The organism is Streptomyces sp. NBC_01723 (assembly GCF_036246005.1).
In the GTDB taxonomy this organism is placed as follows: Bacteria; Actinomycetota; Actinomycetes; order Streptomycetales; family Streptomycetaceae; genus Streptomyces.
In genome coordinates this window covers 7444933-7466342 of the sequence record NZ_CP109171.1, presented here as the reverse complement: position 1 = coordinate 7466342, position 21410 = coordinate 7444933, and the positions used below count along the sequence as shown (strand labels likewise).

The window sequence follows — 21410 nt, the reverse complement described above, 5'->3', positions numbered from 1 at the left end:
TACCACCCACGCCCCCGGCCCCGGGACTCAGTCCCGCCGGGGCAGCAACCCCACAGCCGCCAGCGGAACGGCGGCCAGCACCAGCCAGGGCACCGCGGGCGGCAGCCCCGTGTCCAGCAGGAGGCCGGTCGCGGAGCTGCCCGCGAGGACGATGAGGCCGGACACCGAGGACAGTGCCCCCGTGTACAGCCCGAGCCGCCCGTCCTCGGCGAGGTCCGGCACCCAGGCGCGGGCGACGGGCGCGACCAGCATCTGCCCGAGGGTGAGCAGGACGACGAACCCGGCGGCGGGCGCCAGTCCGCCCACCCCCGTCCACCCGGCGGGCCGGGCGAGCGCGACGGCGGCGAACCCGGCCGCGATCAGCCCCAGCCCCGCCACCATCGACCGGCGCGGCGCCAGCCGCTCCCCCGCCCACCGGGTCACCGGCAACTGCGCGCCCACCACGAGCAGCGAGGAGAGCGCGAACAGCCAGGCCAGCGGTGCCTGCGAACCGGCGGCCCGCTCGACCTCGGCGGGCAGGGCGAGGTAGAGCTGGTTGTAGGCGAGCAGATAGGCGCCGTACGCGCAGCACAGCGCGAGGAAGCGGCGGTTGCGCAGGAGCAGCCGCGCCCCGCCGCCGAACCGGACGCGCGCCCGCCCGGGAATGTGCTGCGGCAGCAGCCGCGCGTGCCCGGCGAGGACGAGGACGAAGACGCCGGCCCCGGCGAGACACGCCGTTCGGAAGTCGACCGCGAGCAGCAGGGCACCCAGCAGCGGCCCGACGAACGCCCCGGCCTGCCCGGCGACGGTGAACAGCGCGAGCACCCGCGTCCGGTCCCCGTTGCCCTCCGCCTCCCACACCACGGCCTGGCGGGCGACCTCGGACTCGACGGCGGGCGAGAACAGCGCGGCGGCGAACCCGATGAGCAGCACCGCGCCGACCACGGCCCAGGTCCGCTCGGCGAACCCGAGCCACGCGAACCCGGCGATCCGCAGCACGCACCCGGCGAGCACCACGGGCCGGATGCCGTACCGGTCGGCGAGCGCCCCGCCGACCACGAACAGCCCCTGCTGGCTGAAGGTGCGCAGCCCGAGCACGAACCCGACCAGCCACCCCGCCATGCCGACGGACCGCCCCAGGTGCTCGGCGAGGAAGGGCAGGACGGCGAAGAACCCGATGTTGAAGGCGAGTTGGGTGAGGACGAGCAGGCGCAGCAACGGGGAGAGCGGGGCACCCCGGCCGGTGGCCCCCGCCTTCGCGGACCGGCCGGTGGAGGCGGAGGTCATCGGACTCCGACCGGTTCCTTCTCGGGGGCGGTCCGTACGTCGACGGTCCCGGCGGTACGGGGACTCCTCCGCCGGGGCCGGCGCAGCCCCCCGGCCGCGGTGACGGCCAGCGCGCCGAGCAGGGCGAGGACGGCGGCGGGGGCGAGGACGGCCCAGGGGGCGCGCTCGGCGTAGGGCTGGTTCTCGGCGAGGAGGAGCCCCCACTCGGGCGACGGCGGCTGGGCGCCGAGGCCGAGGAAGCCGAGCGAGGCGAGGGCGAGGGCGACGCCGGGCAGCCGGAGCAGGGCGTGGCGCAGGACCGGTGGCAGCACGGCGGGCAGCAGTTCGCGCCGCAGCAGGTACCCGCGCCCCGCGCCCAGCCCTCTGGTGGCGGTGATGTGCAGGGTGGCGCGCTCCTGCCGCAGCAGTGCGGCGGTGTGGGTGGCGAGCGGCGCCCAGGCGACGGCGCCGACGGCGAGCGCTGGCGTGGCCGCCCCGCTGCCCGCGACGGCGGTGACGAGGAGGGCGACGAGTACGGGCGGTACGGCGTTGACGGTGTCGACGAGCGGTGCGGCCACGCGGGGTACGAGCCCGAGGAGGACGCCCGCGAGCAGCGCGGCGGCGGTGATGGCGGAGGCGAGGACCAGCGTGTCCAGCGCCCCGTGGCCGACGCGGGCGAGCAGGTCGCGGCCGAGGGCGTCGGTGCCGAAGGGATGGTCGAGGGAGGGAGCCCGCAGCCTCTGCCCGGTGTCGAGGGCCAGCGGGTCCCGGGCCAGGCCGAGCCCGACGACGGCGGCCAGGACGGCGGCGTAGAGGAGGGGCGGCAGTGCCCGGGCCGGCGGGGCGGGCCGGTGCAGGGAGGACAGGGCGCCGTCGCGCAGGGCGGGCCCGGTGAGCAGGCGGGCCGCGAGCCGCGTGGCACCGGTGGCCAGCGCGGCGAGGAGCACGAGGGCGAGGGTGCCGGCCTGGAGGACGGGAAGGTCCTGGGCGAGGGCGGCCTGAAGCGTGGTGCGTCCGAGCCCCGGGATGTCGAAGACCTGCTCGACGGCGACGGCACCGCCGGTCAGTCCGACGACGAACAGCCCGAGGTTGGGCAGCAGCGCGGGCACGCAGCGCCGTAGGGCCTGGCGGGCGATCGACCGTCCGGTCAGTCCGCGGGCGGCGGCGGCCAGAGCCCACGGCTCACCGAAGGCGCCGGGCAGCAGATCGTCGAGCAGCCGCCCGAGCACGGCCCCGGCGGGCAGCCCGAGGGCGAGCGCGGGCAGCACGGTCCACTGGAACCCGTACCACCCCAGCGCGGGCAGCCACCCCAGCTGCACCCCGACGACGGTGGCGAGCACGGAGGCGACGAGGAACTCGGGCAGCGAGGCGAGGACCGCGGACGCGGCCCCGCCGACGCGCCGCCCGTCGAGCCGCCGCCGGGCGCCCAGCCGGAGCGTACGGGCGCAGACGAGCCCGGCGGTGACGGCGGCGACCAGCAGCGCGACGGACATGAGCAGGAGCGAGGCACCGAGCGCCTGGAGCACACCGGGCAGGACGTCCCCGCCGGAGATCCAGGACTGTCCCGCGTCACCGCGCACCAGCCCCCCGAGCCAGCCGCCGAGTACGTGCAGCGGCCCGCCGTCGAGCCCGATCTGGTGCCGGATGTCGGCGAGCACCTCGGGCGTCGGCTCCCGCTCGGCGGACCGCGCCTTGAGGACGGTGTACGCCGGGTCGGTGTGCGTGAGCCAGGGCAGCAGTCCGATCCCGCAGACGAGCCCGCCCGCGAGCACGACCCGCCACACCAGGGTGGCCGCTCGCTGCCGCACGGTTCAGCGCCGGGTGCCGGTGCCGACGAGGGTGCGCTCGTACGGGTCGAGGACGACGCCCTGTACGGAGGCGGCAACGCCGGTGATGATCCGCTGGTGGACGAGCGGGACGACGGCGTCGCTGCCGAGGATGCGCGCCTCGGCGGCCATGGCGGCGTCCTGCCGCTTCGCGGTGTCGGCGGTCTTCTCGGCGTCGGCGACGGCGCGGTCGACGCCCTTGTCGCAGAGCTGGGCGATGTTGTAGCCGCCGTCGCAGGTGTAGTCGCTCGCGAGGACGGCGACGGGGTCGCCGGTGTCGAGCAGGGTGTTGCGGGCGAGCACGAAGGCGTCGAACTTCCCGTCGAGGGCGTCGCCTTCGAGCCGCGAGTACTCCCGCACGGTGAGCTCGACCTTGAACCCGGCCTTCTCCAGCTGCTGCTTGACGACCTGGGCGACCTCGGGCAGCTCGGGCCGGTTGTCGTAGGTGGCGAGGTGGATGGTCTCGCCGGCCGGCTTCTTCGCGTCCGCCCGTCCGACAGGCTCGGTCCGCTTCCCCTCGGCCCAGGTCACGGCGGGCCCGTAGACGCCGGCACCGGGGTCGCCGTACCCCTCGTAGACGTCCTTGGCGAACACGGAGGTGTCGAGGCCGGCCCTGGCGGCGGCCCGCAGGCCCGCGTCCTTGAAGGTGCCGGACGAGGCGTTGAGCAAGAGGCTGGTGGAGCGGGTGGTGGCGGTGTCGCGCCGGGTCTCCTTGTCGAGGGAGGCGGCCTGCGCGACCGGGACGGCCTCGGCGATGTCCAGCTCCCCCGTCCGCAGGGCGTTGGCGCGGGCGGTGCCGTCGGCGATGAAGCGGGCGTCGATGCCGGAGGCCTGGGCGCGCCCGCCCCAGTAGTCGTCGAACCGGTCGAGGGAGGCGGAGGTGGCGCCGTTCACCTTGGTCAGCTCGAAGGGGCCGGTGGCATGACCGACCGGGTCGACGCGGTCGCTCTCGGCGTAGGCGTCCTTGGACAGGATCGCGAGGCTGGGGCTGGAGAGCCGTAGCGGCAGGACGGGGTCGGGCTGGTCGGTGGTGATCCGCACGACGCGCTCACCGCTCCCCTTGGCGGTGAGGGTGACACCGGCGAGCGCGGCGGGGGCGGGCTTGGCGTCGGTGGCCTTGGCGAGGGAGTCGGCGACGGCGGCGGGCGTGACGTCGGTCCCGTCCTGGAAGGTGGCGTCCCGAAGGCTGAACTCCCATGCCTTGTCCCCGTCCCTGCGCCAGGACTCGGCGAGCGCGGGGGCGGCGGAGCCGTTGGCGTCCAGCGAGGTGAGCCCCTCGGTCACGCCGAGCCGGCTGAGGAGGGTGGCGTCGGCGCCGTACGGCGAGAGGTTCTCGGCGGGCGGGAAGGCTAGCGCGACACGGAGCCGGGACCCGTCTCCGCCCTTGCCTCCACCATCGGTCCCGGGGTCGGGGGTGCCACTCCCCGAGGCGAAGCAGCTCGATATGAGCGGGATGAGCAGGAGCGGGGCGAGCAGCCGGGGGCGGCGGTGGGAGGGCATGGTCCTCGGATCGATCTGGGAGCGGGAGAGGGCGGGGGCGGGTGTCGCCGCGCGCAGGACGCGAGCCTACATGGAAACGATTTTCACACCTAACTCACCCCAGGGGAACGTCGAAGTGCACGATCCCCTGCCCACCACCCGCATCCTCCCGCTCGTCGTGCACGACCTTGGCGAGCGACCGCCAGAAGGGCTCGGCGCCGGTGACGGCCGGGTCGGTGTGCAGGTAGACGGCGCGATATCCCCCGTCGGCGACGGCGAACGCCATCAATTCGTCGACAAGTCGACGCGCGAGCCCACGCCGCCGGTGCTCGGGTCGCACGTACACCCGCCGCAACTGCGCGGTCACGCCGGATGGGTAGCGCTCGGCGACGTGGACGGGGTTCGGGGGGTGCGCGGGGCCACGGGAGTCGAGGGCACCGGTGGCGACGACCTCGCCCTCCGCATCGAGAGCGACGAGAAGCGTGTGCCGCGCCGGGTCCACGTAGGCCCCGGCGAGGTCGATGATGTCGCCGTGCCAGCGGGGGACGTAGCCGGTCCCGAAGTCGCGGTAGACGGTGTCGAGCATGACGGCTCGGGCAGCGTCCAGGTCGGCGTGGGCGGCTGTCCTGATGCTGTAGTCATCGATACGCACTTGCACATGGTACGCATCAACGGAATCACACCTGTTCAACGCCCTCGTCAGTGCGCCGCTTCGGCGCGCATGAGGCGCTCGTTGACGCCATCGACGAACGCGTACAGGGTGCCGTCAGTGACGATGCTCTCGCCTTGTCCCTTGCGCCACGGGTCCACACCGATGACCGTGACGAGCGCGTTACCGAGACCGACGACGACCCACCAGTGGCGCGTGCCCACCCGCACACACCACGTGGACGCGACCCACTTTCCCGTGTCGGTCCGCACCTCGGCGGAGACCAGGTTCCAGCTCGCCGGGTCGAAGTGCGTCAGCTCGTCGACGGGGGCGCCCCGCTGCCGGAGACGCTCGGTGACATGCCCGCCGTGCGCCTTCAGTTCTACCGGCTCGCGCAGGACGTGGCGGACACGCGTGAACAGAGAATCCGGTCCCGACGCGCTGTGGAAACGGGCGGTCTCGAATCGTGGCGACACTATGAACTCCTGTACGGACTGTGGAGGGGGGCGGGCGGAATCACCCGCGTCGAGCGGACGCGGCGCGGTCAGCGATGGCGCCAGAGCTGGTAGAGCCGGAAGACCTCCATCTGCCAGTCCGTCTCGAGGGACTCGTCAAGTATGCGATCTCGGCCATGACTGTGGCGGACGTGCCGGTAGAGACCGTGCGGCGACAGGTCCGCGCCGGTCACCAGGGTGGCGAGCAGCGGTTCGTCCGCCCGTGTCTGCTGGTCGACCATCACCAGAAGCTCACCCTGGTCGTCCGGGTGATCGAGATCGCCCGCGACGAGGAGGGTTCGGTGACCGTGTTCCCCGCGCTGACCGTGTCGGCGTGAACGCCCTCGCACCCCACGTTTGAACGGTGGATTCGTCACTTTCGGTCGGTGACGTGGAACTCCATCCATTCGACTCCCGGGACGGTGAAGCGTGAGCCATTGTTCACCGAGGCAATTCCGTCGAACTCACCGTCCGAGCCCGGAGCCCCCAGAGCCCAAGGTGTCGCGATCCGCCACGCGCTCTGAAGAACGGCGAGGAGGGCTGCATCCGCGCTGACCGACTCGATTGGTGACACCAGACGCAATTCGGCAAGCTCGGGGTACTTCCAGTACCGCTCGTAGGTGTCGAGCCTCAGGGGCCTGTCCAGCCGAGCCGCAAGTCGACCGACCACGCGCTCGGCCCCGCGGCGGTCGTTGACGCGTGCGTAGCAACGCCAGCGGATTGTCTCGAACATGCGGAGACCATAGACGGACCGGTCAGTGGACGTGGCGAGTACGGCGGCAGGTCCGTCGGTGCAGAGGGCGTTGTTGCTCCTCGGAGAGCCGCCCGCCACGACTCAGCCCTTGACCGTCCACGTCACCGAGTTCGACGTAATCCCCCGCACTTCCGCGCTCCGCACCGCCACCGTCATGTCCACCACCTTTGCCGTCACCGTGTGCGCGCGGCGGCCCGACGGGACTCCGAGGGCCGCCGGTACGACCGACGTCCTGCCCCGGGCCTGCCTCGCCTCGCGGCCGTCGACGTACCAGCGGAGTTGGGGGCGGGCGAGGGTGCCGGCGGGCAGGGTGGCCAGGGAGACGGAGAGGCGGGCGAACCGGGAGGTTCGGGTGGTCGGGTCGGCCAGCGGGGTGAGGGCGTTCGCCGAGCGGTAGAAGCCGGCGATCATCGCCTCGCGGCCGGGGAGGTTGAACTGGTCGGTGTTCAGGGAGCGCATGATGGAGTTGGCGGTGGGGCGGTAGATGCCGTACTCGTAGTAGTCACCGCCCTCGAAGGTGTCGACCACGCCGCCGCTCGGGTCGGTCTCTCCCAGCCAGTCGGCCCACTTGGCGCCCTGCGCGGTCATCCGGTCGGCGGTGAGCTTCGAGACGTTGGCCGACGCCGGTTCGTCGCCCGGGTAGTCGCCGTAGCCGTCGTACTGGTACTCGTCGGCGAGGAGGCCGATGGAGTGGGCCATCTCGTGGGCCGCTATCAGGGTCGACTGGGCGTTGTCGGAGGAGAGGGTCGAGACGCCGTCGTAGCCGTAGTCGCCCGCGAGTCCGGAGTAACCGGCGCCGCCGTACTTGGTGGAGCTGGAGACCACGATCACCAGGTCGGTCGCCGGGGCCTTGTCGGCGTACGACTTGGTCTTGTCGAGGTCTACGCAGATCAGCCGTTCGATGGCGTCGCACCAGAAGTACGAGCCGAGCGCGGTGTTGCGCTTCACGTCCTGGGTCGGGTCGCCCGTGACGCCGGAGTCCTGGGAGACCGCCTGCACCGCCCAGACGTTGAAGAGGCCCTCGTAGCTCTTGTACGGCTCGATGTCGGTCACCGCGTCCCACTTCGTGCGGGCGTCCGCGAGGAAGTCCTCCTGCTGCGCGGCGGTGTAGCCGTCGCCGATGATCGTCACGTCCAGGCGGTCGGCCGTCGGGCCCGTCTCGGCAATCGGGACCACTTCGCCGTCCCGCGCTCCCGTCCGCTGCCGGGAGGCCAGGGCCGGCTGGGTGTGCGGGCTGGCCGCCGGGACCTCCGTGCGGGCGCCCTCGCCCTTGGGGTCGGGGAAGTACTCGACGCCGACCCGGCCGCTCTCCTGCCTCGCCGCCGCGGCTCCACGGATGCGTATGTGCACGGTGACAGGTCCCCACGACGACGGTGACGGTGACGGTCGACGTAAGCAGGGATGTAAATGTGCTTACGCGTCGGAGTTAAGTTAGGGGGCTGTTCCCTTTACCGCAAGGGGTGTTGGGGGTGTGGCGAGGAGTCAGGCGTCACCCGGAGGGCCTTCAGCAGCATTGGCAGCGACGCGTGCAGCTCCCTCTCCCAGTAGGCCCATCCATGGGTCCCCGGGCCGTAGAAGTTCGTCGTCACGTGCCTCGCGCCCACCCGCTTCAGCTCCGCCGCCAGTGCCTGGTTCTGACGGTTGAAGTCGGCCTCCAGGGCGCTCGTGCTGCCCGGCGGGTCCAACGGGCCCGTGGTGCCGTCGCCGCAGGACAGGTAGACCGGGATCGACTTGAGGCGCCGGGCGAGGTGGAAGGGGTCGTGGGACTGCCAGATGCGGCGTTGTGCCACGGGGTCGCCCCAGACACGCAGCGGGTCGTCTCCCTGGCCGGCGAAGAAGCCCATGATGCGGTCGGTCGACTCGTCGTTGAGGAGGGGGTGCGCCGACGCCGAGTAGGCCGCCGTCGCCCTGAACATACCCGGATGCCGGGCCGCGTACGACAGGGCTCCCTGGCCGCCCATCGACAGGCCCGCCACCACGCGGTTGCCGCCGGCGCCCCAGTCGTTTTCCAGGAGGCGGCGCAGTTCCACCGTGTGGAAGGTCTCCCAGGCCGGGTCGCCGCCCTTGCCGTGGTTCCACCAGTCGCTGTACCAGCCGTTCCAGCCCGCCTCGGGCATCACCACCAGTACGTCACGCAGGCTGTCCGTCTGCGCCACGTCGGTCATCGCGGTCCACGACGTGTAGTCGCCGCAGCAGCCGTGCAGGAGCCAGAGGGTGGGCCAGTGCCGGGGGTGGTGCCGGTCGGAGGGCTGCCAGCCGTCGGGGGTGAGGAGGCGGACCTTGACGGTGCGGCCGCCCAGGGCCGTTGAGCGGACCGACAGGTCGACCTGGCGGTCCGCGACCTGGGTGACGGCCACCACCTCCGCGCCGGGGCGGGAGGCGGCCAGCGGCCTGGCGGCTTGCGCGGGGGCCGTCGGGGCCAGTGTCGCGAGCAGCACGATCAGAAGTAGTGCCGGGGCGAGGAACGCCCTGGCGCGCGGGCGGGTCGGGACGGTGGGCACGTTCGCGAACACGGCGGCTCCCTGGGGGTGGGTGGCTCTTCGTCGCGCTGTGGTGCGGGTCCTCGGATGTCACATGGACGTCAGCCGCCGTGCTTGCGGGGCAGAATCAACAAGGCGTCGCCGACCGGGCGTTCGCCGGTCGCGTCGGACGGGGTGTTGATGACGGTGTCGTCCGTCACCATCGTCGTGGAGCCGCCGCCGTCCAGGTTGACCGCGTCGCGCAGGCCGAGGGACCTGGCGACCGCGGCGCTCTCGGCGATGCTCAGTCCGAGGGACCGGGTGGCGCGTCCGTCGGCGGTGACGAGTACGGTGCGGCCCGCGGCGTCCACGCCCGCCAGGGTGCGTGGATTGCGCTTGTGCACCCAGCCGTAGTACCAGCTCGGATCGTCGGGATGCACCATGCCGTCGGCGGCGGGAGTGATGTGGATACGGCCGTCGCGGACCAGTTCCGGGCCGGCGTTCACGATGTCGGTGCGGGGTGAGGGCCGGTACGGGCGGCCCCGGGCATCCAGCAGGGTCGTGTGCACGCGCAGGCGGTCGCCGACATGGGCCACGGCTGTCAGGTCCGCCACGCGTCGGCCCGTCGCCTGGAGCGAGGTGCCGCCCGGCGGGAGGATTCCGCCCCGGGGGGAGCGTACTTCCACCACCCGGTCGTGCGCGTCCAGTACGGCTTCCACCCCCTCGCCCCCGGGTGTCCGGCCTCCCTTGAACTCGGGCGTGAAGGCGACCAGGTCGTTCGGGTTGGTGCAGGTGACGTCGTGCAGGGGCAGCGACGTGGGGACGTCGCCCGCGGTGCCGCCGCAGTTCCTGATCAGGCCCGGTACGCGGTTGACGCCGCCCAGGCTCAGGGACGTCTCGTCAGCGGTGACCCTGCCCCGCCACGTGAAGCGGGTGACCCGGGTGCCCCGGGCGTTGTCGTGGAGCACCAGGCTCGGGCGGCCCGCCACCGGTTCGCTCAGCAGGCGCCCGTCGTACACGCCGACGCCGGCCGGGTCGCCCGGCGCGCCCGCCTTGGGGTCGAGGACGAAGAAGCCCGCGTTGACCGCGGCGGTCGCGTCGGCCGCCGCCGACAGCCGGCTGGTCGTCTCGCGGGCCTCCAGGTCGGGACCGTACGACGCGTCGAGGCTGCCGTGGAACCTGCGCGGGTCGACGGTCAGTACGTCCACGCGCCACGGGCCCCGGTCGGTGGCCTCGCCGTCCCAGCCCGTGTACACGGCGGATCCCGTGTAGCCCGCCGCCGTCAGGCGGGCGCGTGCGGCCGTCGCGTCGGACTGCGCGTCGTACGCGCCGATGCGGACCCGCCGGCCGAGGGTGCCGCCGGTGTAGTCGGCCGTTGGCGGAGTCCGCACCCGCTCGACACGGGCCTCGAAGCCCTTCTGGCGGAGATCGGCGGCGAGTTCGTCCGCGCTCGCCCGGTCCTTGAGGGCCGTCGGCGGCGCGTCCGGGTCGGGGGAGGTGTCGCCGCCCGGGATGGAGACCTCCACCGTCCAGTGGAGCGCCGGGTCCTCGGCGTTCCCTCGCACGATGCGGGTGAGGGTGACGCCCGGCTGGAGAGTCGTCGTGGTGCGGGTCTCGGGGAGGTCGCGGGGACCGAGGGGCAGGGTGGGGCCGCTCGGTGGCCGGGGCGATGGGGAGGCCGAGGCCTGGGCGGGGAGTGCGCCCGGCGTGGCGGCGATGCCGAGTGCGGCGACCGCGGCGCACAGTCTCATGCTCGTCCGGCTCTTCATCCGATCCGCCCCTTGCCGACCACGGACACCAACCGACCCATGCTGCGCACAAGTATCGACCCCTCAGGGCACGCGTCAAGAAGCGGGCGGCGCCGACGGTACGGGAGCCGCGGTCGGTCCGGGGGCGTTGTCAGTGGTCGCGGATAGGTTCGTTCTTGTTCCGCCGACGTGGCGCGAACACCCCCCTCTTTCTTTCGCGTGTATGGGAGATGGTGCGTTGTCCGTCTGGGAGAAGTCGAGCACGGTGCGTGTGGTGCCGCCCGCGCGGCCCCGCAAGCTCGCCAAGGTGCCGTTCGTCGAACTGGCCGACGGACGCCTGCAGGGCGTGGTGTCCAGCGGGTCGGACGCGGGTCGGGTGTACGTGTCGTCGGTCGCGACGGTGACCTACGCGTTCTCGTGCAGCACCAACAACAACCGGCCCTGCGGCGGGGCACGCGGTTCGTTCTGCAACCACATACGCGCTCTTGTCGCCGAGGCCGTGCTCCAGTACGGCGCCGAGCGCGTCGCACGCTATCTGAAGGCCGAGGCCGAGAGCGGCACCGACGCGGCCGCGCTGCTCGCCGCGATGACGGTCACCCGCCCCGGGCCGGGTGACAGCGGGGCGGCGGCCCAGGTGTTCAGCCGCTTCCTGCGCCACCTCGGCTACCTCGAACTCGCCCCGGTCACAGCCCCGTTGCCGGAGATGCACTGGTTCCCGACCGGCGGGGCGGTGGCGGCCTGATGCGTGCCGACCTGCTTCTGGACGACGTCGACGGCCTCGACGAGGCGCTCGCGGCGGTGGACGGGTTCGACGCCGCGCTCGTCGGCGGACTGCTCCGCCCGCAGCCGGGGCAGGCCGACGGCCTCGCCGGACTCGCCGATGCCGTGGCGGGGACGCCGCTGGCCGCACGGGTGGCCGAGGCCGCGGAGAAGACGGTCGCCGGCGCGGGCGACGAGGAGCACTTCGTCGCACTCGCCGCCGCCCGCACCGCGCTGCTCGGAGCCGTGCACGACGCGCTGGTCCTGCGCGTGGACGAGGTCGTGGGGCGCCCCGCGGCCGACGTGCCGGCCGACGGGACGGATGCGCGACCGGCCGACGCTCCGGCCCACGCCCCGAACCTCATGGTCGCGGCGCGCAGTTGGCTGTGCGACCTGGCGCGGGCCGGCTGGCGGGGCATCGACCACGACCTCGTGGGCGGGGCCGCGCCCGTGGTCTCCGCGCTGCTGGCCGACCCGGCCCTGCGCCGGCTCGCCACGCTGCTCGACGGGTTCGCCGCCGAGCTGGCCGCCTGCTGTCCCGGCGCCGCCCTGGAGCGGGTGCCGGTGCGCCGCTGGGCCGACCTGTGGTCGCGGGCCGTGCTGCTGACGCTGCCGGGGGCCGTGTCCGCGCCCGTCACGGGTTCGGCCACCGGACGTCTGCTGCCGCTCGGCGTCGACGTCCACGAGCACGCCACCGCCGTCCAAGGGCAGGTGCACGCGGTGTTCGAGCCGGCCGACGGCGGTGTGCCCCGGCTGGTGCGGGCCTCCGTGTCCGCCCCGAAGCCGGACACGGTGGTCGGTGCCGGGCTGTGGCAGCTGCTGCGTCCGCACATGTCGCTGCTGGCGGCGGTGGGCGAGGGCCGGGCCGTGGAGCTGGAGGGAATGCCGGTCACGGCCGAGGGCGACCTGCTGTGGGACGACGCGTGTGCGCGTCCCGGCGCGGAGGCCGACGTGTTCGCCACGGCCCGGGTGGCGCTGCCCGCGGCGGCCGCGTACGCCGTGTCGCCGCTGGACCGGCACCCCGCCCGGATCGCGGTGCCCGTGCTGGTCGAGGGGTACGGCGTGCGGGAGGAGGACGGCGTCGTCGTCCTCGACATCGCCGGGTGCCGTCTGCGGGTCGACACGGACCGCGTGCCGGCCGCCGGACCGCTCACCCCGAAGGCGGTCACCGCCTCCGGTGCCTGTCTGGGGCTGTTGCGCTGGGACGCCGGGGAGTTCCTGCTGCAGCCGCTCGCCGTCGAGCGCACTGCCCGGGGGAAGTCCGTGGCCGTGCACGCCGGGGCCTGGGCCGGCGGGACCACCGACAAGGCGGGTGTGCGGGCCGAGAAGGCCGCCACCGACGCCGTGAAGGTGCTGCGCGAGCGCGCCGGGAAGCTGCTGCGGAAATGACCCACCCCGCCGCCGGGCAGACCCCCGGCCCCGACCAGCCCACCGGTCAGGCCGCAGGCCCCGGCCACCCCGCCCCCGGCCGGCAGACCCCCTCCCTCGATTCCGACCCCCACGCCGACGACAACCGCCGCCAGGTCCTCTACTGGCGCCTGCTGGCCCGTCTCTTCGACCCCGAGGAGCAGGCCGCCCTGGAATCGGCGAGCCTCGCCGTCGTCGAGGACGTGGGGCTTCCCCCGGCCCTGCTCGATCCCGGCGCCTCCGTCGACTCCGTCGTCCAGCGGCACCCGGAACTGGCCGCCGAGTTCGACGGGCTGATGGCGCCCGAGCCGCGGGAGGCCGGCGACCGGGACCGGGCCGAGGAGGTGCGGCGCGCGGCGCTCGCCTCCAAGCTGCTGCTGAACGTCTTCACCACCGGCTCCGGCAACGTGACCGCCGGACAGCTGGCGCGCTGGCAGTCCGACGCCGACTGGCTGGAGCGCGCCCTCGGCTGCCGCCCCGGCGAGCTGCGGGGCGGGCGGGGCCCGGCGGGCGGGGCGGGAGCGCCCGGCACCGGGGTGAGCCCGGCGGGCACCGGCGCAGGCGGCCCGGTGCCCGGCCTGGACCGGCTGGTCCCGGCGATCGGTCCCGAACTCGCCGCCGTCGAGGCCGGACTCGTCCGGCGCATGCGGCTGCGCGAGGTGCTGGCCGATCCCGCGCTGGCCTCCCGGCTGACGCCGAGCATGTCCCTGATCGAGCAGTTGCTGCGCGACAAGGACAACCTCTCGGGCGTCGCGCTGGCCAACGCCAAGGCGCTCATCCGGCGCTACGTCGACGAGGTCACCGAGGTGCTGCGCACCCAGGTCGAGAAGTCCACGGCGGGCGAGCTGGACCGGTCCGTGCCGCCCAAGCGGGTCTTCCGCAACCTCGACATCGACCGCACCGTCTGGAAGAACCTCACCAACTGGAGCCCGGAGGAGGAGCGGCTCTACGTCGACCGCCTCTACTACCGGCACACCGGCCGCAGGACGACACCGCAACGCCTCGTCGTGGTCGTGGACCAGTCGGGCTCCATGGTCGACTCCATGGTCAACTGCACCATCCTGGCCTCCATCTTCGCCGGGCTGCCGAAGGTCGACGTCCACCTCATCGCGTACGACACCCAGGCACTCGACCTCACGCCCTGGGCGCACGACCCGTTCGAGACGCTGCTGCGCACCAAGCTCGGCGGCGGCACCGACGGCACGGTCGCCATGGCGCTGGCCCAGCCGAAGATCGCCGAGCCGCGCAACACGGTCGTGGTGTGGATCTCCGACTTCTACGAATGGCGCCGGCAGGAGCTGTTCGACGCCATGGCCGCCGTCCACCGCTCGGGGGCGAAGTTCATCCCGGTCGGCTCGGTGACCAGCTCCGGGCGCGGCAGCGTCAACCCGTGGTTCCGGGAGCGGTTCAAGGACCTCGGCGCGCCGGTGATCTCCGGCCACATCAAGAAGCTCGTGCACGAACTCAAGACGTTCCTCACCTGACCGACGGACGCCCACCCGACCGTCGCGCTCACCGCAAGGAAAGGCCCCTCACCCATGTCCGAACTGCTGCGCGCCCCCGCCGAGATCAAGTACGCCGAGGAACTCGACTGGCTGGAGTCGGTCGACGACGGCCCCCGGCCGTTCTCCTGGCGGCTGTCGCCCAAGATGGTCCGCCTGTTCATCCTCGGCTCCGAGCGGTCCGACGGCCTGGACCGGGAGGTGTCCCAGAAGTGGTTCGGCGACCGGAGCTTCGTCGAGCGCTCCATCGTCACCCTCGCCTCCGACCGCGGGCTGCTGCTCATCGGCGACCCGGGGACCGGCAAGAGCTGGCTGGCCGAACTGCTGTCCGCCGCGATCAGCCGGAACTCCACGCTGGTGGTGCAGGGCACCGCCGGCACCACCGAGGACCACATCAAGTACTCGTGGAACGTCTCCATGGTCATCGCCAAGGGGCAGTCCCGCGAGTCGATGATCCCCTCACCGATCATGACCGCGATGGAGGCCGGCTCGATCGGGCGCTTCGAGGAGCTGACGCGGTCCACGAGCGACGTGCAGGACGCGCTGATCTCGATCCTCTCCGAGAAGTACATCTCCGTCCCCGAGCTGGAGAGCGGCGGCGGCGACGACAACATCGTGTTCGCCAAGCCGGGCTTCTCCGTCATCGCCACCGCCAACAGCCGCGACCGGGGCGTCAACGACCTGTCGTCCGCGCTCAAGCGCCGGTTCAACTTCGTCCGCATCCCCGTCGTGACCAACAAGAGGAGCGAGGCGGAGATCGTCCGCTTCCGCACCGAGGAGCTGCTGCGCCGGCACTCCATCGACCTCGACGTGCCGCCCACCCTGCTCGACGTGCTGCTGCGCAGCTTCGCCGACCTGCGCGCCTCCGCCGCGGCGGCCGGCAGCGACGACGAACGGCTGGAGTCGGCGCTGTCGACGGCCGAGCAGATCGGCGTGCTGGAGGACGCCGTCCTGCACAGCAACTTCTTCGGGGAGAGCGCCCTGACCGCCCGCACCCTCGCCGCCTCGCTGGTCGGCTCCCTGACCCGGCGCGAGCCCGAGGACCTCGCCATCCTCAACAAGTACCTGCACGGTGTCGTCGAGCCGCGCGGCAAGGAGGAGGGCGGCCCCTGGACGGAGTTCCTGGAGGGCGGCCGCGACGCGATCGCCACCCTGTCATGAGCGGGGCGCAGGAGAACACCTCGTTCGCCGCGCTGCGCGGACAGCTCCAGGAGGCCGCGGCGGCCTTCGCGGACGGGCCCGACGCCCTGGAGGGCATCCTGCTCGGACTGGTCGACGACGTGGACCGCGCGGTACGCGAACCGCTGGAGATCTTCCCGGTCTGCCACCACTCCCCCGCCTCCGCCACCGCCATGGCCCGCCGACTGCGCGAGAAGCAGCCCAAGGTGGTCTACCTGGAGCTGTGCGAGGACATGGCTCCGCTCCTGGCCGAGCTGCGCAACTGCCGGCTGCCGGTGGCGGTGCAGGCCTTCGCCGGCGACGTCGAGGGCTTCCCCGCCCAGTGGGCCCCTTTGTCGGTGGTGGCACCGGTCACGGAGGCGTCCGCCGAGTACCAGGCGATCGCCTACGCCCTGGACACCCCGGGCGTCGACCTGGTGCTCGTGGACCGGTCCGCGGACCACGTCTTCCAGTGGAACGGCGGCGCCGGGCCTGAGGGCGGGACCACCGAGGCCGACGACACCCCCAAGGAGGAGGAGGCCGCGCTGCACGGTGAGGCCGTCGGCGTCGAACTGGGCGACCTGCGGCCGCGCTTCGCCGAACTGGAGGAGCACCTGCTGCGCCACGGCAAGGTACGGCACTGGTCGGAGTGGTGGCACCAGTACGTGGAGGTCCCCCTCGGGGACAGCGACCACGCCACCTACCGCCAGGTCATGTTCCTCATCGGCAGCCTGTTCCGCCGGCTCGCCCCCGGCGAGGGATCCCGGCTCCGGGTGGACGAGGACCGCGAGCGGTACATGTGGACGCGGATGCGCGAGCACCTGGCGGCGAGCGGCACGGACCCGCGGGACTGCCTGTACGTGTGCGGGGCGTTCCACGCGGCCAGCCGCGTCGAGGAGTTCGGTGTGGCGGGCGGGTCGGACACGTTCACGATCCCGCCGCGCACGGCCACCACCTGGCAGTACGGGCTGATCCCGTCCAGCCACGCGGCGATCGAGGCGCAGTTCGGCCTGGCCCCCGGTTCGGTGTCGATCGCGGCGACGGAGTGGGCCAATGGACTCAGGCGGAGCCGGGTGAACCCGTACGTCCTCGAGGGGCAGGCCGGCCGGCGGAAGTCCGCGGCGAAGAAGGCGGCCGTCGTCCCGGCCGCCACCCCCGGGCCCTCCGCGGACAGGCTGTCCGGCTTCCTGCGCAGACCGCCCGCGATCGACCGGCTGGACGAGGAGGAACTGCTCGGCTGGTCGGTGGAGATCGTGCGGGCGGCCCGGCGCAACGGGTACCTCGCCTCGACGGCGGACGCCATCGCCGTCTTCGAGACGTCGATCCTGCTGGCCGGGATGCGGGACCGGGCCAAGCCGACACCGTACGACTTCCAGGACGCGGCGGTCACCTGCATCGAGAAGGACAGCGTGCCCGGGCGGCGGGACGTGCGGCGGCTGGTCGAGATCATGATGGGCGGGGACCGGATCGGCCGGGTCGGGTACGAGTCGCTGCCGCCGCTGGCTCGCGACGTGTACGACCGCCTCGCCCCGCTGGAGCTGAAGCCCGAGCAGCGCGGGGTGCGGCGGGCCCTGCTCGACATGGCCGCCCGGCCGGAGCTGGCGGCCTGCTCCGACGCGCTGTGGATGCTGCGCCGCCTCCTGCCGCGGGGCGCGGCCCGCCCGATCATGGGTGAGCGGCGGCTCGGTGAGCGGTCCGTCCAGGAGTCCTGGGACCTCTCGCTGGGCACCCACCAGCGGGCGCTCGTCGAGCTGGGCTACGAGGGCGTGAGCATCGAGCAGGTCCTCGAACAGCGGCTGCGGCGCGACGCCTACGGTCCGCGGGCGACGACCGCGGACGTGCTCGCGGCGGTCGAGGACGCCACGCTGTACCTGCGCGGCCGGCGCCTCGCGGACGAGCTGGGCGGCCACGCGCTGAAGGTGCTCGCCACCGAGCGCACGGTCGACGGCGCCCCGGAGGTGCTGCGCCGGGTGCGGGCGCTGCTGGCGTACTACCGGACGAGCGAGCCGGTGCTGCCGCCGTGGATCGAGTCGTTCGTGAAGGCCGGCTACGCCCACTACTGCACGCTGCTGCCGACGGCGTTCCAGGACGAGGACGCGACGGTCGGGCAGGTCGCGGCGATGCTGGGCTTCCTGTTCGGCATGGAGGGGCTGGCGCTGTCGCTGGGCTGCGACCGGGCCCAGCTGGAGCTGGCGGTCGGGCAGTCGCATCCCGGGGACCCGTCGAAGACGGCCCTGCTCTGGGCGGCGCAGGTGCGGCTCGGCACCCTGTCGCGGGCCGAGCTGCGGGCCCGGTGCGACGCGCTGCTGGACAACCCGCTGGTGGTGCCCTCGTATCCGCGCTACCTCAGTGGGTTCGTGCACGCGCTGGAGCCGGTGCCGGGGCTGGCGGACGTGGTGGTGGAGGCGGTGTCGAACGCGTTCGCACGGCTGCCCGACCCGGTGCTGCTGCCGTGGCTGCCTCTGTTGATCACGACGTTGCGCTCGGGAGCCGCGGAACTGGCGCCGCTGCTGGTCCGGGAGGCGGGGCGGATCTTCCCGGGACGGCTCGCCGCGCTGGACGCCTGGGTGCCGCCGTGGCACGCGTCCCCGGCGCCGGCGGACGCCGCCCGGCCGGACCCCGGCGACCGGATGCCCCGGGGCGCCGCGCTCCTGCCGAGGCATCCGGCGGCCTGCGACGCGGTGGCGGACCTGCTGGGGTGCACCGGGGAATGGTCCGGTTCCGAGGCGTCGCCGGGAGGCCGCGGTCCGTCCGGCGTGGGGCTGCTCGCCGCCCACCCGGCGGCCTGCGATGCGGTCGCCGCTCTGCTGGGGTGCGAAGGCGCCTGGGAGGCGGGGAGGGGTGCCGATGCCTCCGGCGCGATGCTGACGGCCCGTCATCCGGAGGCCGGGGAGGCGTGGGAGGCGGTGCTCGCGCGCTGCTGACGGTGCCGGGGCCGACTCCGGCGGCGGACGGGCCCCGGAGCCGGGCGACCGGGCGCGGAGCATGCCAAGATGATGTTCCGACAGTCGGTCGCCATGCTCCTCCCGCCGGTGGCCCGCGAGTTGAGGACGGAGTCAGGCCGCATGACCTCCCTGAGCGGTGGCGAGAACGCCGCCCACCCGTACCGGGTCGACACGAGCAAGCCCCATCCCGCCCGGATGTACGACTACTTCCTCGGCGGCAAGGACAACTACGAGGTCGACCAGCGGGCCGCCGAGCAGTTCATGAAGGTGGCGCCCGAGGTGCGGGAGGGTGTCCTCGCCAACCGGCGCTTCATGCACCGCGCGGTCCGGCACGTGGTGGCCGAGGGCGGCGTCCGTCAGATACTCGACGTGGGCACGGGTCTGCCCACCGAGCCCAACGTCCACCAGATCGCGCGGTCCATCGCCCCGGAGACCCGGGTCGCCTACGTCGACAACGACCCCATCGTCAGTACGCATTCGGCGGCGCTGTCGGACGACCCGGACACCGCCGTCGTCCTGGCCGACCTGCGCGACCCCCGCGCGATCCTCGACCACCCCGAGGTCCGCGAGGTCATCGACCTCGGCCGGCCGGTGGCGCTGCTGCTGGTGGCGGTCGTGCACTTCGTCTCCGACGCGGAGGACCCGGCGGGCATCGTCGCCACCCTGCGCGACGCGCTGCCCGACGGGTCCTACCTCGTGCTGTCGCACGCGACGGGCGACGTCCACGAGGACCGGCGCGAGGACGCGGCGTCCGTCTACAACAGCGCCACCGCGTCCCTGAACCTGCGCCGGCACGCCGAGGTCCTCGACCTGTTCGGCGACTTCGCGCTGGTCGAACCGGGGCTCGTCCGGGTCACCGACTGGCGCCCCGAGGAGACGCCCCGGCCGGACGCGCCGCCGATCGGCATCTACGGCGGGGTGGCGAGGAAGGGTGCCTGACGGACGGGCAGGCCGAACGGCCCTCCCGTCCGCTACCCCTTCTGCTCCACCCGCACCCAGTCCACCTCCGCCTGCACTCCCCCGGCCGCGATCCGGTCCACGCTGGACTGCGGCAGCCCCCAGTACGGGCTGGTGACCTTGTTCCAGCCGGCCGGGTAGGCGCCGCCCAGCGCCAGGTTGAGGATCACGTACTGGTCGTGGTCGAAGACCCACTCCCCCCGCGTCGACTCCAGCTTGTTCCGGGTCGTCTCCTGGACCATCCGGTCGTCGACGGAGAACTTCATGCCGGTCGGCGTCCACTCCACCGCGTAGGTGTGCCACTGGTCGGCCCGGCCGCCGCCCGGGTACACCTGCCGCGCCCCCACGTTGCCGTCCGCGGAGTAGCCGGGGCCGTGCAGGGCGCTGCTGGTCCAGTCGCCGTAGCCGATGTTCTCCATGATGTCGGTCTCGCCGGAGGCCGGCCAGGACACCGAGGGGTCGTCCACGTCGCTGCCCAGCATCCAGAAGGCCGGCCAGAAGCCGTCGCCGACCGGCAGCTTCATGCGGGCGCTGACCTTTCCGTAGGTGAAGTCGAATGTGGTGTTGGTGTCGATGCGTCCCGAGGTGAAGTCGTAGGTGCCGCCGCCCGCCTTGGTGCAGCCCTTGCAGTGCTTGGCGCGCAGGACCAGGGCGCCGTTCTCCAGGCGGATGTTGTCGGCGGAGTCGACGTAGGCCTGGGACTCGCCGTTGACGGAGCCCATCTCCGTGCCGGTGCGCACGACGCGCCACTTGGCCCGGTCGAGGGAGCCGGACGTGAAGTCGTCGAAGAACGTGGTGCGGTACGTGCCGGACTGCTCGCCCGGCAGCGCCGGGTATGCCGCCGAAGCGCTGCCTCCCGTGCCCCAGACCTCGAACTCGTAGAGCGAGTAGCCGAACTGGGCTGTCGACGGGGCCGGGTTGTAGAAGGAGCGGCGTTCCTTGCCGAGCATGCGGACGTAGCGGCCGGTGGCGGGCTGCGGCAGGCGGACGCTGTCGTGGCGGCCGGTGGCCTCGCCCGGCGACTTCACGTCGGCGCGGCGGGCGGCGACCTCGCTCGCGGAGGGGCGGTACACGGTGCGCCAGGTGCGGTTGTCGTCGGAGACCTGGAGTTCGTAGTCCACCGCGTACGCCGCCTCCCAGTACAGGTCCACGGTGTCGACGACCGAGGTGGCGCCGAGGTCGACGGAGACCCAGCGGTCGGCGTTCCAGTCGCTGGACCAGCGGCTCACGTCCGCCTTCAGGTCGGCCGGGCGGCCGCCGTCGGTGACGAACGCCGGTGAGTTGCCCGCGTGCTGGTAGAAGTTCGCGTACGCCGGGTGGTTCAGGGCGAGGTTGGTGCGGGTGGTGGACGCGGGGGCCGGTTCGCCGCCGTAGACCTTGAAGGAGTAGAGGGAGTAGCCGTAGGGGGTGGCCCGTTCGACGCCGCGCATGCGGACGTAGCGGGCGGTGACCTCCTGCGGGTAGGTGTGGGCGGTGACCGACCCGCCCGTGCCCGCGGTCTCCGTGTAGAAGGGGGTCCAGTCGGTGCCGTTCCTGGACGCCTCCAGCACGTATCTCTTGCCGTAGGCGGCCTCCCAGTCCAGGGTCACGCGGTCGACGCGGATCGTGGCGCCGAGGTCGACGCGGATCCAGGCGCCGTCGGTGAAGTCGCTGGACCAGCGGGTGGCACCGTTGCCGTCGAAGGCCAGACCGGGTGCGGTGCCCGCGTTCTCGCCGGCCGAGGCGGTCACCGCGGCGGGGTTCGCGGTGTACGCGGACGCCGCGCGGTCGGTGTCCCAGGCCGCGGCGGCGGAGGGCTCGGCGGCCGCGGGGGTGGTGAGGACCGGGCCCGCCGCCAGCAGGGTCAGCGCGGCGAGGGCGGTCAGGAGGGTGCGGGGGGTACGGGATGGCATGGGGTCTCCTCCGGACGAGTGACGTATGGAATTGCCATGTACCTGACATTCGTGGAAACGCCCATGAACGTCCGTGGGACCTTCGTGTGACGTTCATGGGCTCGGCCGTACGGGCGGGGCCGTGGTGGGCGCGGAC

The 21410-nt window shown here is 73.2% G+C and carries 17 protein-coding genes; 7 read left to right on the top strand and 10 right to left on the bottom strand.

What is annotated here, in order from left to right; genetic code table 11:
* Positions 1-27 precede the first annotated feature (27 nt).
* The 5 genes from OIE75_RS35005 to OIE75_RS34985 all read right to left on the bottom strand — a co-directional run bounded on the left by OIE75_RS35005 (position 28) and on the right by OIE75_RS34985 (position 5675).
* Complete coding sequence (locus OIE75_RS35005) at positions 28-1266, bottom strand: MDR family MFS transporter (protein ID WP_329473338.1); 1239 nt, start codon at positions 1264-1266, stop codon at positions 28-30.
* Positions 1263-3053 carry an ABC transporter permease subunit gene (locus OIE75_RS35000; RefSeq protein WP_329473337.1) on the bottom strand — a complete coding sequence of 597 codons (1791 nt, stop codon included), beginning with the start codon at positions 3051-3053 and terminating at the stop codon, positions 1263-1265. The genes OIE75_RS35005 and OIE75_RS35000 overlap by 4 nt, the downstream gene beginning before the upstream one ends.
* A 3-nt stretch (positions 3054-3056) precedes the next feature.
* A complete protein-coding gene (locus OIE75_RS34995; protein WP_329473336.1) occupies positions 3057-4571 on the bottom strand; it encodes an ABC transporter substrate-binding protein in 1515 nt (504 codons plus the stop codon).
* A 94-nt stretch (positions 4572-4665) separates the two neighbouring features.
* A complete protein-coding gene (locus tag OIE75_RS34990) occupies positions 4666-5202 on the bottom strand; it encodes a GNAT family N-acetyltransferase (RefSeq protein WP_329473335.1) in 537 nt (178 codons plus the stop codon).
* Between the two features lie 47 nt (positions 5203-5249).
* A complete protein-coding gene (locus OIE75_RS34985; protein ID WP_329473334.1) occupies positions 5250-5675 on the bottom strand; it encodes a hypothetical protein in 426 nt (141 codons plus the stop codon).
* 155 nt (positions 5676-5830) lie between these two features.
* Between OIE75_RS34985 and OIE75_RS34980 the strand changes: the two genes are divergently transcribed.
* Positions 5831-6031: a hypothetical protein gene (locus OIE75_RS34980; protein WP_329473333.1), complete on the top strand. Its 201-nt coding sequence runs from the start codon at positions 5831-5833 to the stop codon at positions 6029-6031.
* Positions 6032-6066: 35 nt separating this feature from the next.
* Here OIE75_RS34980 and OIE75_RS34975 read toward each other — a convergent pair whose 3' ends face one another.
* The 4 genes from OIE75_RS34975 to OIE75_RS34960 form a co-directional block, all read right to left on the bottom strand.
* Entirely contained in the window at positions 6067-6426 is a 360-nt protein-coding gene (locus tag OIE75_RS34975; RefSeq protein ID WP_329473332.1) for a hypothetical protein, read from the bottom strand.
* A 102-nt stretch (positions 6427-6528) separates the two neighbouring features.
* Positions 6529-7797 (bottom strand): M64 family metallopeptidase, encoded by a 1269-nt coding sequence (locus OIE75_RS34970; protein WP_329473331.1) that lies wholly within the window; start codon positions 7795-7797, stop codon positions 6529-6531.
* 98 nt (positions 7798-7895) lie between these two features.
* A complete protein-coding gene (locus OIE75_RS34965; protein ID WP_329473330.1) occupies positions 7896-8960 on the bottom strand; it encodes an alpha/beta hydrolase in 1065 nt (354 codons plus the stop codon).
* Positions 8961-9028: 68 nt separating this feature from the next.
* Positions 9029-10657 (bottom strand): phosphodiester glycosidase family protein, encoded by a 1629-nt coding sequence (locus OIE75_RS34960; protein ID WP_329473329.1) that lies wholly within the window; start codon positions 10655-10657, stop codon positions 9029-9031.
* A gap of 220 nt (positions 10658-10877) precedes the next feature.
* Between OIE75_RS34960 and OIE75_RS34955 the strand changes: the two genes are divergently transcribed.
* The 6 genes from OIE75_RS34955 (at position 10878) to OIE75_RS34930 (ending at position 19364) form a co-directional block, all read left to right on the top strand.
* Positions 10878-11396 carry a hypothetical protein gene (locus OIE75_RS34955; protein WP_329473328.1) on the top strand — a complete coding sequence of 173 codons (519 nt, stop codon included), beginning with the start codon at positions 10878-10880 and terminating at the stop codon, positions 11394-11396.
* A complete protein-coding gene (locus OIE75_RS34950) occupies positions 11396-12802 on the top strand; it encodes a hypothetical protein (protein ID WP_329473327.1) in 1407 nt (468 codons plus the stop codon). Before OIE75_RS34955 ends, OIE75_RS34950 begins: the two co-directional genes overlap by 1 nt.
* Entirely contained in the window at positions 12799-14304 is a 1506-nt protein-coding gene (locus OIE75_RS34945) for a vWA domain-containing protein (RefSeq protein ID WP_329473326.1), read from the top strand. Before OIE75_RS34950 ends, OIE75_RS34945 begins: the two co-directional genes overlap by 4 nt.
* 54 nt (positions 14305-14358) lie before the next feature.
* Positions 14359-15483: an ATP-binding protein gene (locus OIE75_RS34940; RefSeq protein WP_307016173.1), complete on the top strand. Its 1125-nt coding sequence runs from the start codon at positions 14359-14361 to the stop codon at positions 15481-15483.
* Positions 15480-18404, top strand: a complete 2925-nt coding sequence (locus OIE75_RS34935) for a hypothetical protein (protein WP_329473325.1) — start codon at positions 15480-15482, stop codon at positions 18402-18404. The genes OIE75_RS34940 and OIE75_RS34935 overlap by 4 nt, the downstream gene beginning before the upstream one ends.
* A gap of 141 nt (positions 18405-18545) precedes the next feature.
* Positions 18546-19364, top strand: coding sequence for an SAM-dependent methyltransferase (locus OIE75_RS34930; RefSeq protein ID WP_329473324.1), 819 nt, complete (start codon positions 18546-18548; stop codon positions 19362-19364).
* Positions 19365-19396: 32 nt separating this feature from the next.
* Here the strand turns inward: OIE75_RS34930 and OIE75_RS34925 are convergent, their stop codons facing one another.
* Complete coding sequence (locus OIE75_RS34925) at positions 19397-21274, bottom strand: discoidin domain-containing protein (protein ID WP_329473323.1); 1878 nt, start codon at positions 21272-21274, stop codon at positions 19397-19399.
* Positions 21275-21410: the final 136 nt, after the last annotated feature.

Coding starts and splice junctions, on each gene's coding strand:
- OIE75_RS34980 (WP_329473333.1), top strand. CDS start 5,831: ATGACTGTGGCGGACGTGCCGGTAGAGACCGTGCGGCGACAGGTCCGC.
- OIE75_RS34995 (WP_329473336.1), bottom strand. CDS start 4,571: ATGCCCTCCCACCGCCGCCCCCGGCTGCTCGCCCCGCTCCTGCTCATC.
- OIE75_RS34940 (WP_307016173.1), top strand. CDS start 14,359: ATGTCCGAACTGCTGCGCGCCCCCGCCGAGATCAAGTACGCCGAGGAA.
- OIE75_RS34930 (WP_329473324.1), top strand. CDS start 18,546: ATGACCTCCCTGAGCGGTGGCGAGAACGCCGCCCACCCGTACCGGGTC.
- OIE75_RS34935 (WP_329473325.1), top strand. CDS start 15,480: ATGAGCGGGGCGCAGGAGAACACCTCGTTCGCCGCGCTGCGCGGACAG.
- OIE75_RS34950 (WP_329473327.1), top strand. CDS start 11,396: ATGCGTGCCGACCTGCTTCTGGACGACGTCGACGGCCTCGACGAGGCG.
- OIE75_RS34960 (WP_329473329.1), bottom strand. CDS start 10,657: ATGAGACTGTGCGCCGCGGTCGCCGCACTCGGCATCGCCGCCACGCCG.
- OIE75_RS34945 (WP_329473326.1), top strand. CDS start 12,799: ATGACCCACCCCGCCGCCGGGCAGACCCCCGGCCCCGACCAGCCCACC.
- OIE75_RS34925 (WP_329473323.1), bottom strand. CDS start 21,274: ATGCCATCCCGTACCCCCCGCACCCTCCTGACCGCCCTCGCCGCGCTG.
- OIE75_RS34975 (WP_329473332.1), bottom strand. CDS start 6,426: ATGTTCGAGACAATCCGCTGGCGTTGCTACGCACGCGTCAACGACCGC.
- OIE75_RS34955 (WP_329473328.1), top strand. CDS start 10,878: ATGGGAGATGGTGCGTTGTCCGTCTGGGAGAAGTCGAGCACGGTGCGT.
- OIE75_RS35005 (WP_329473338.1), bottom strand. CDS start 1,266: ATGACCTCCGCCTCCACCGGCCGGTCCGCGAAGGCGGGGGCCACCGGC.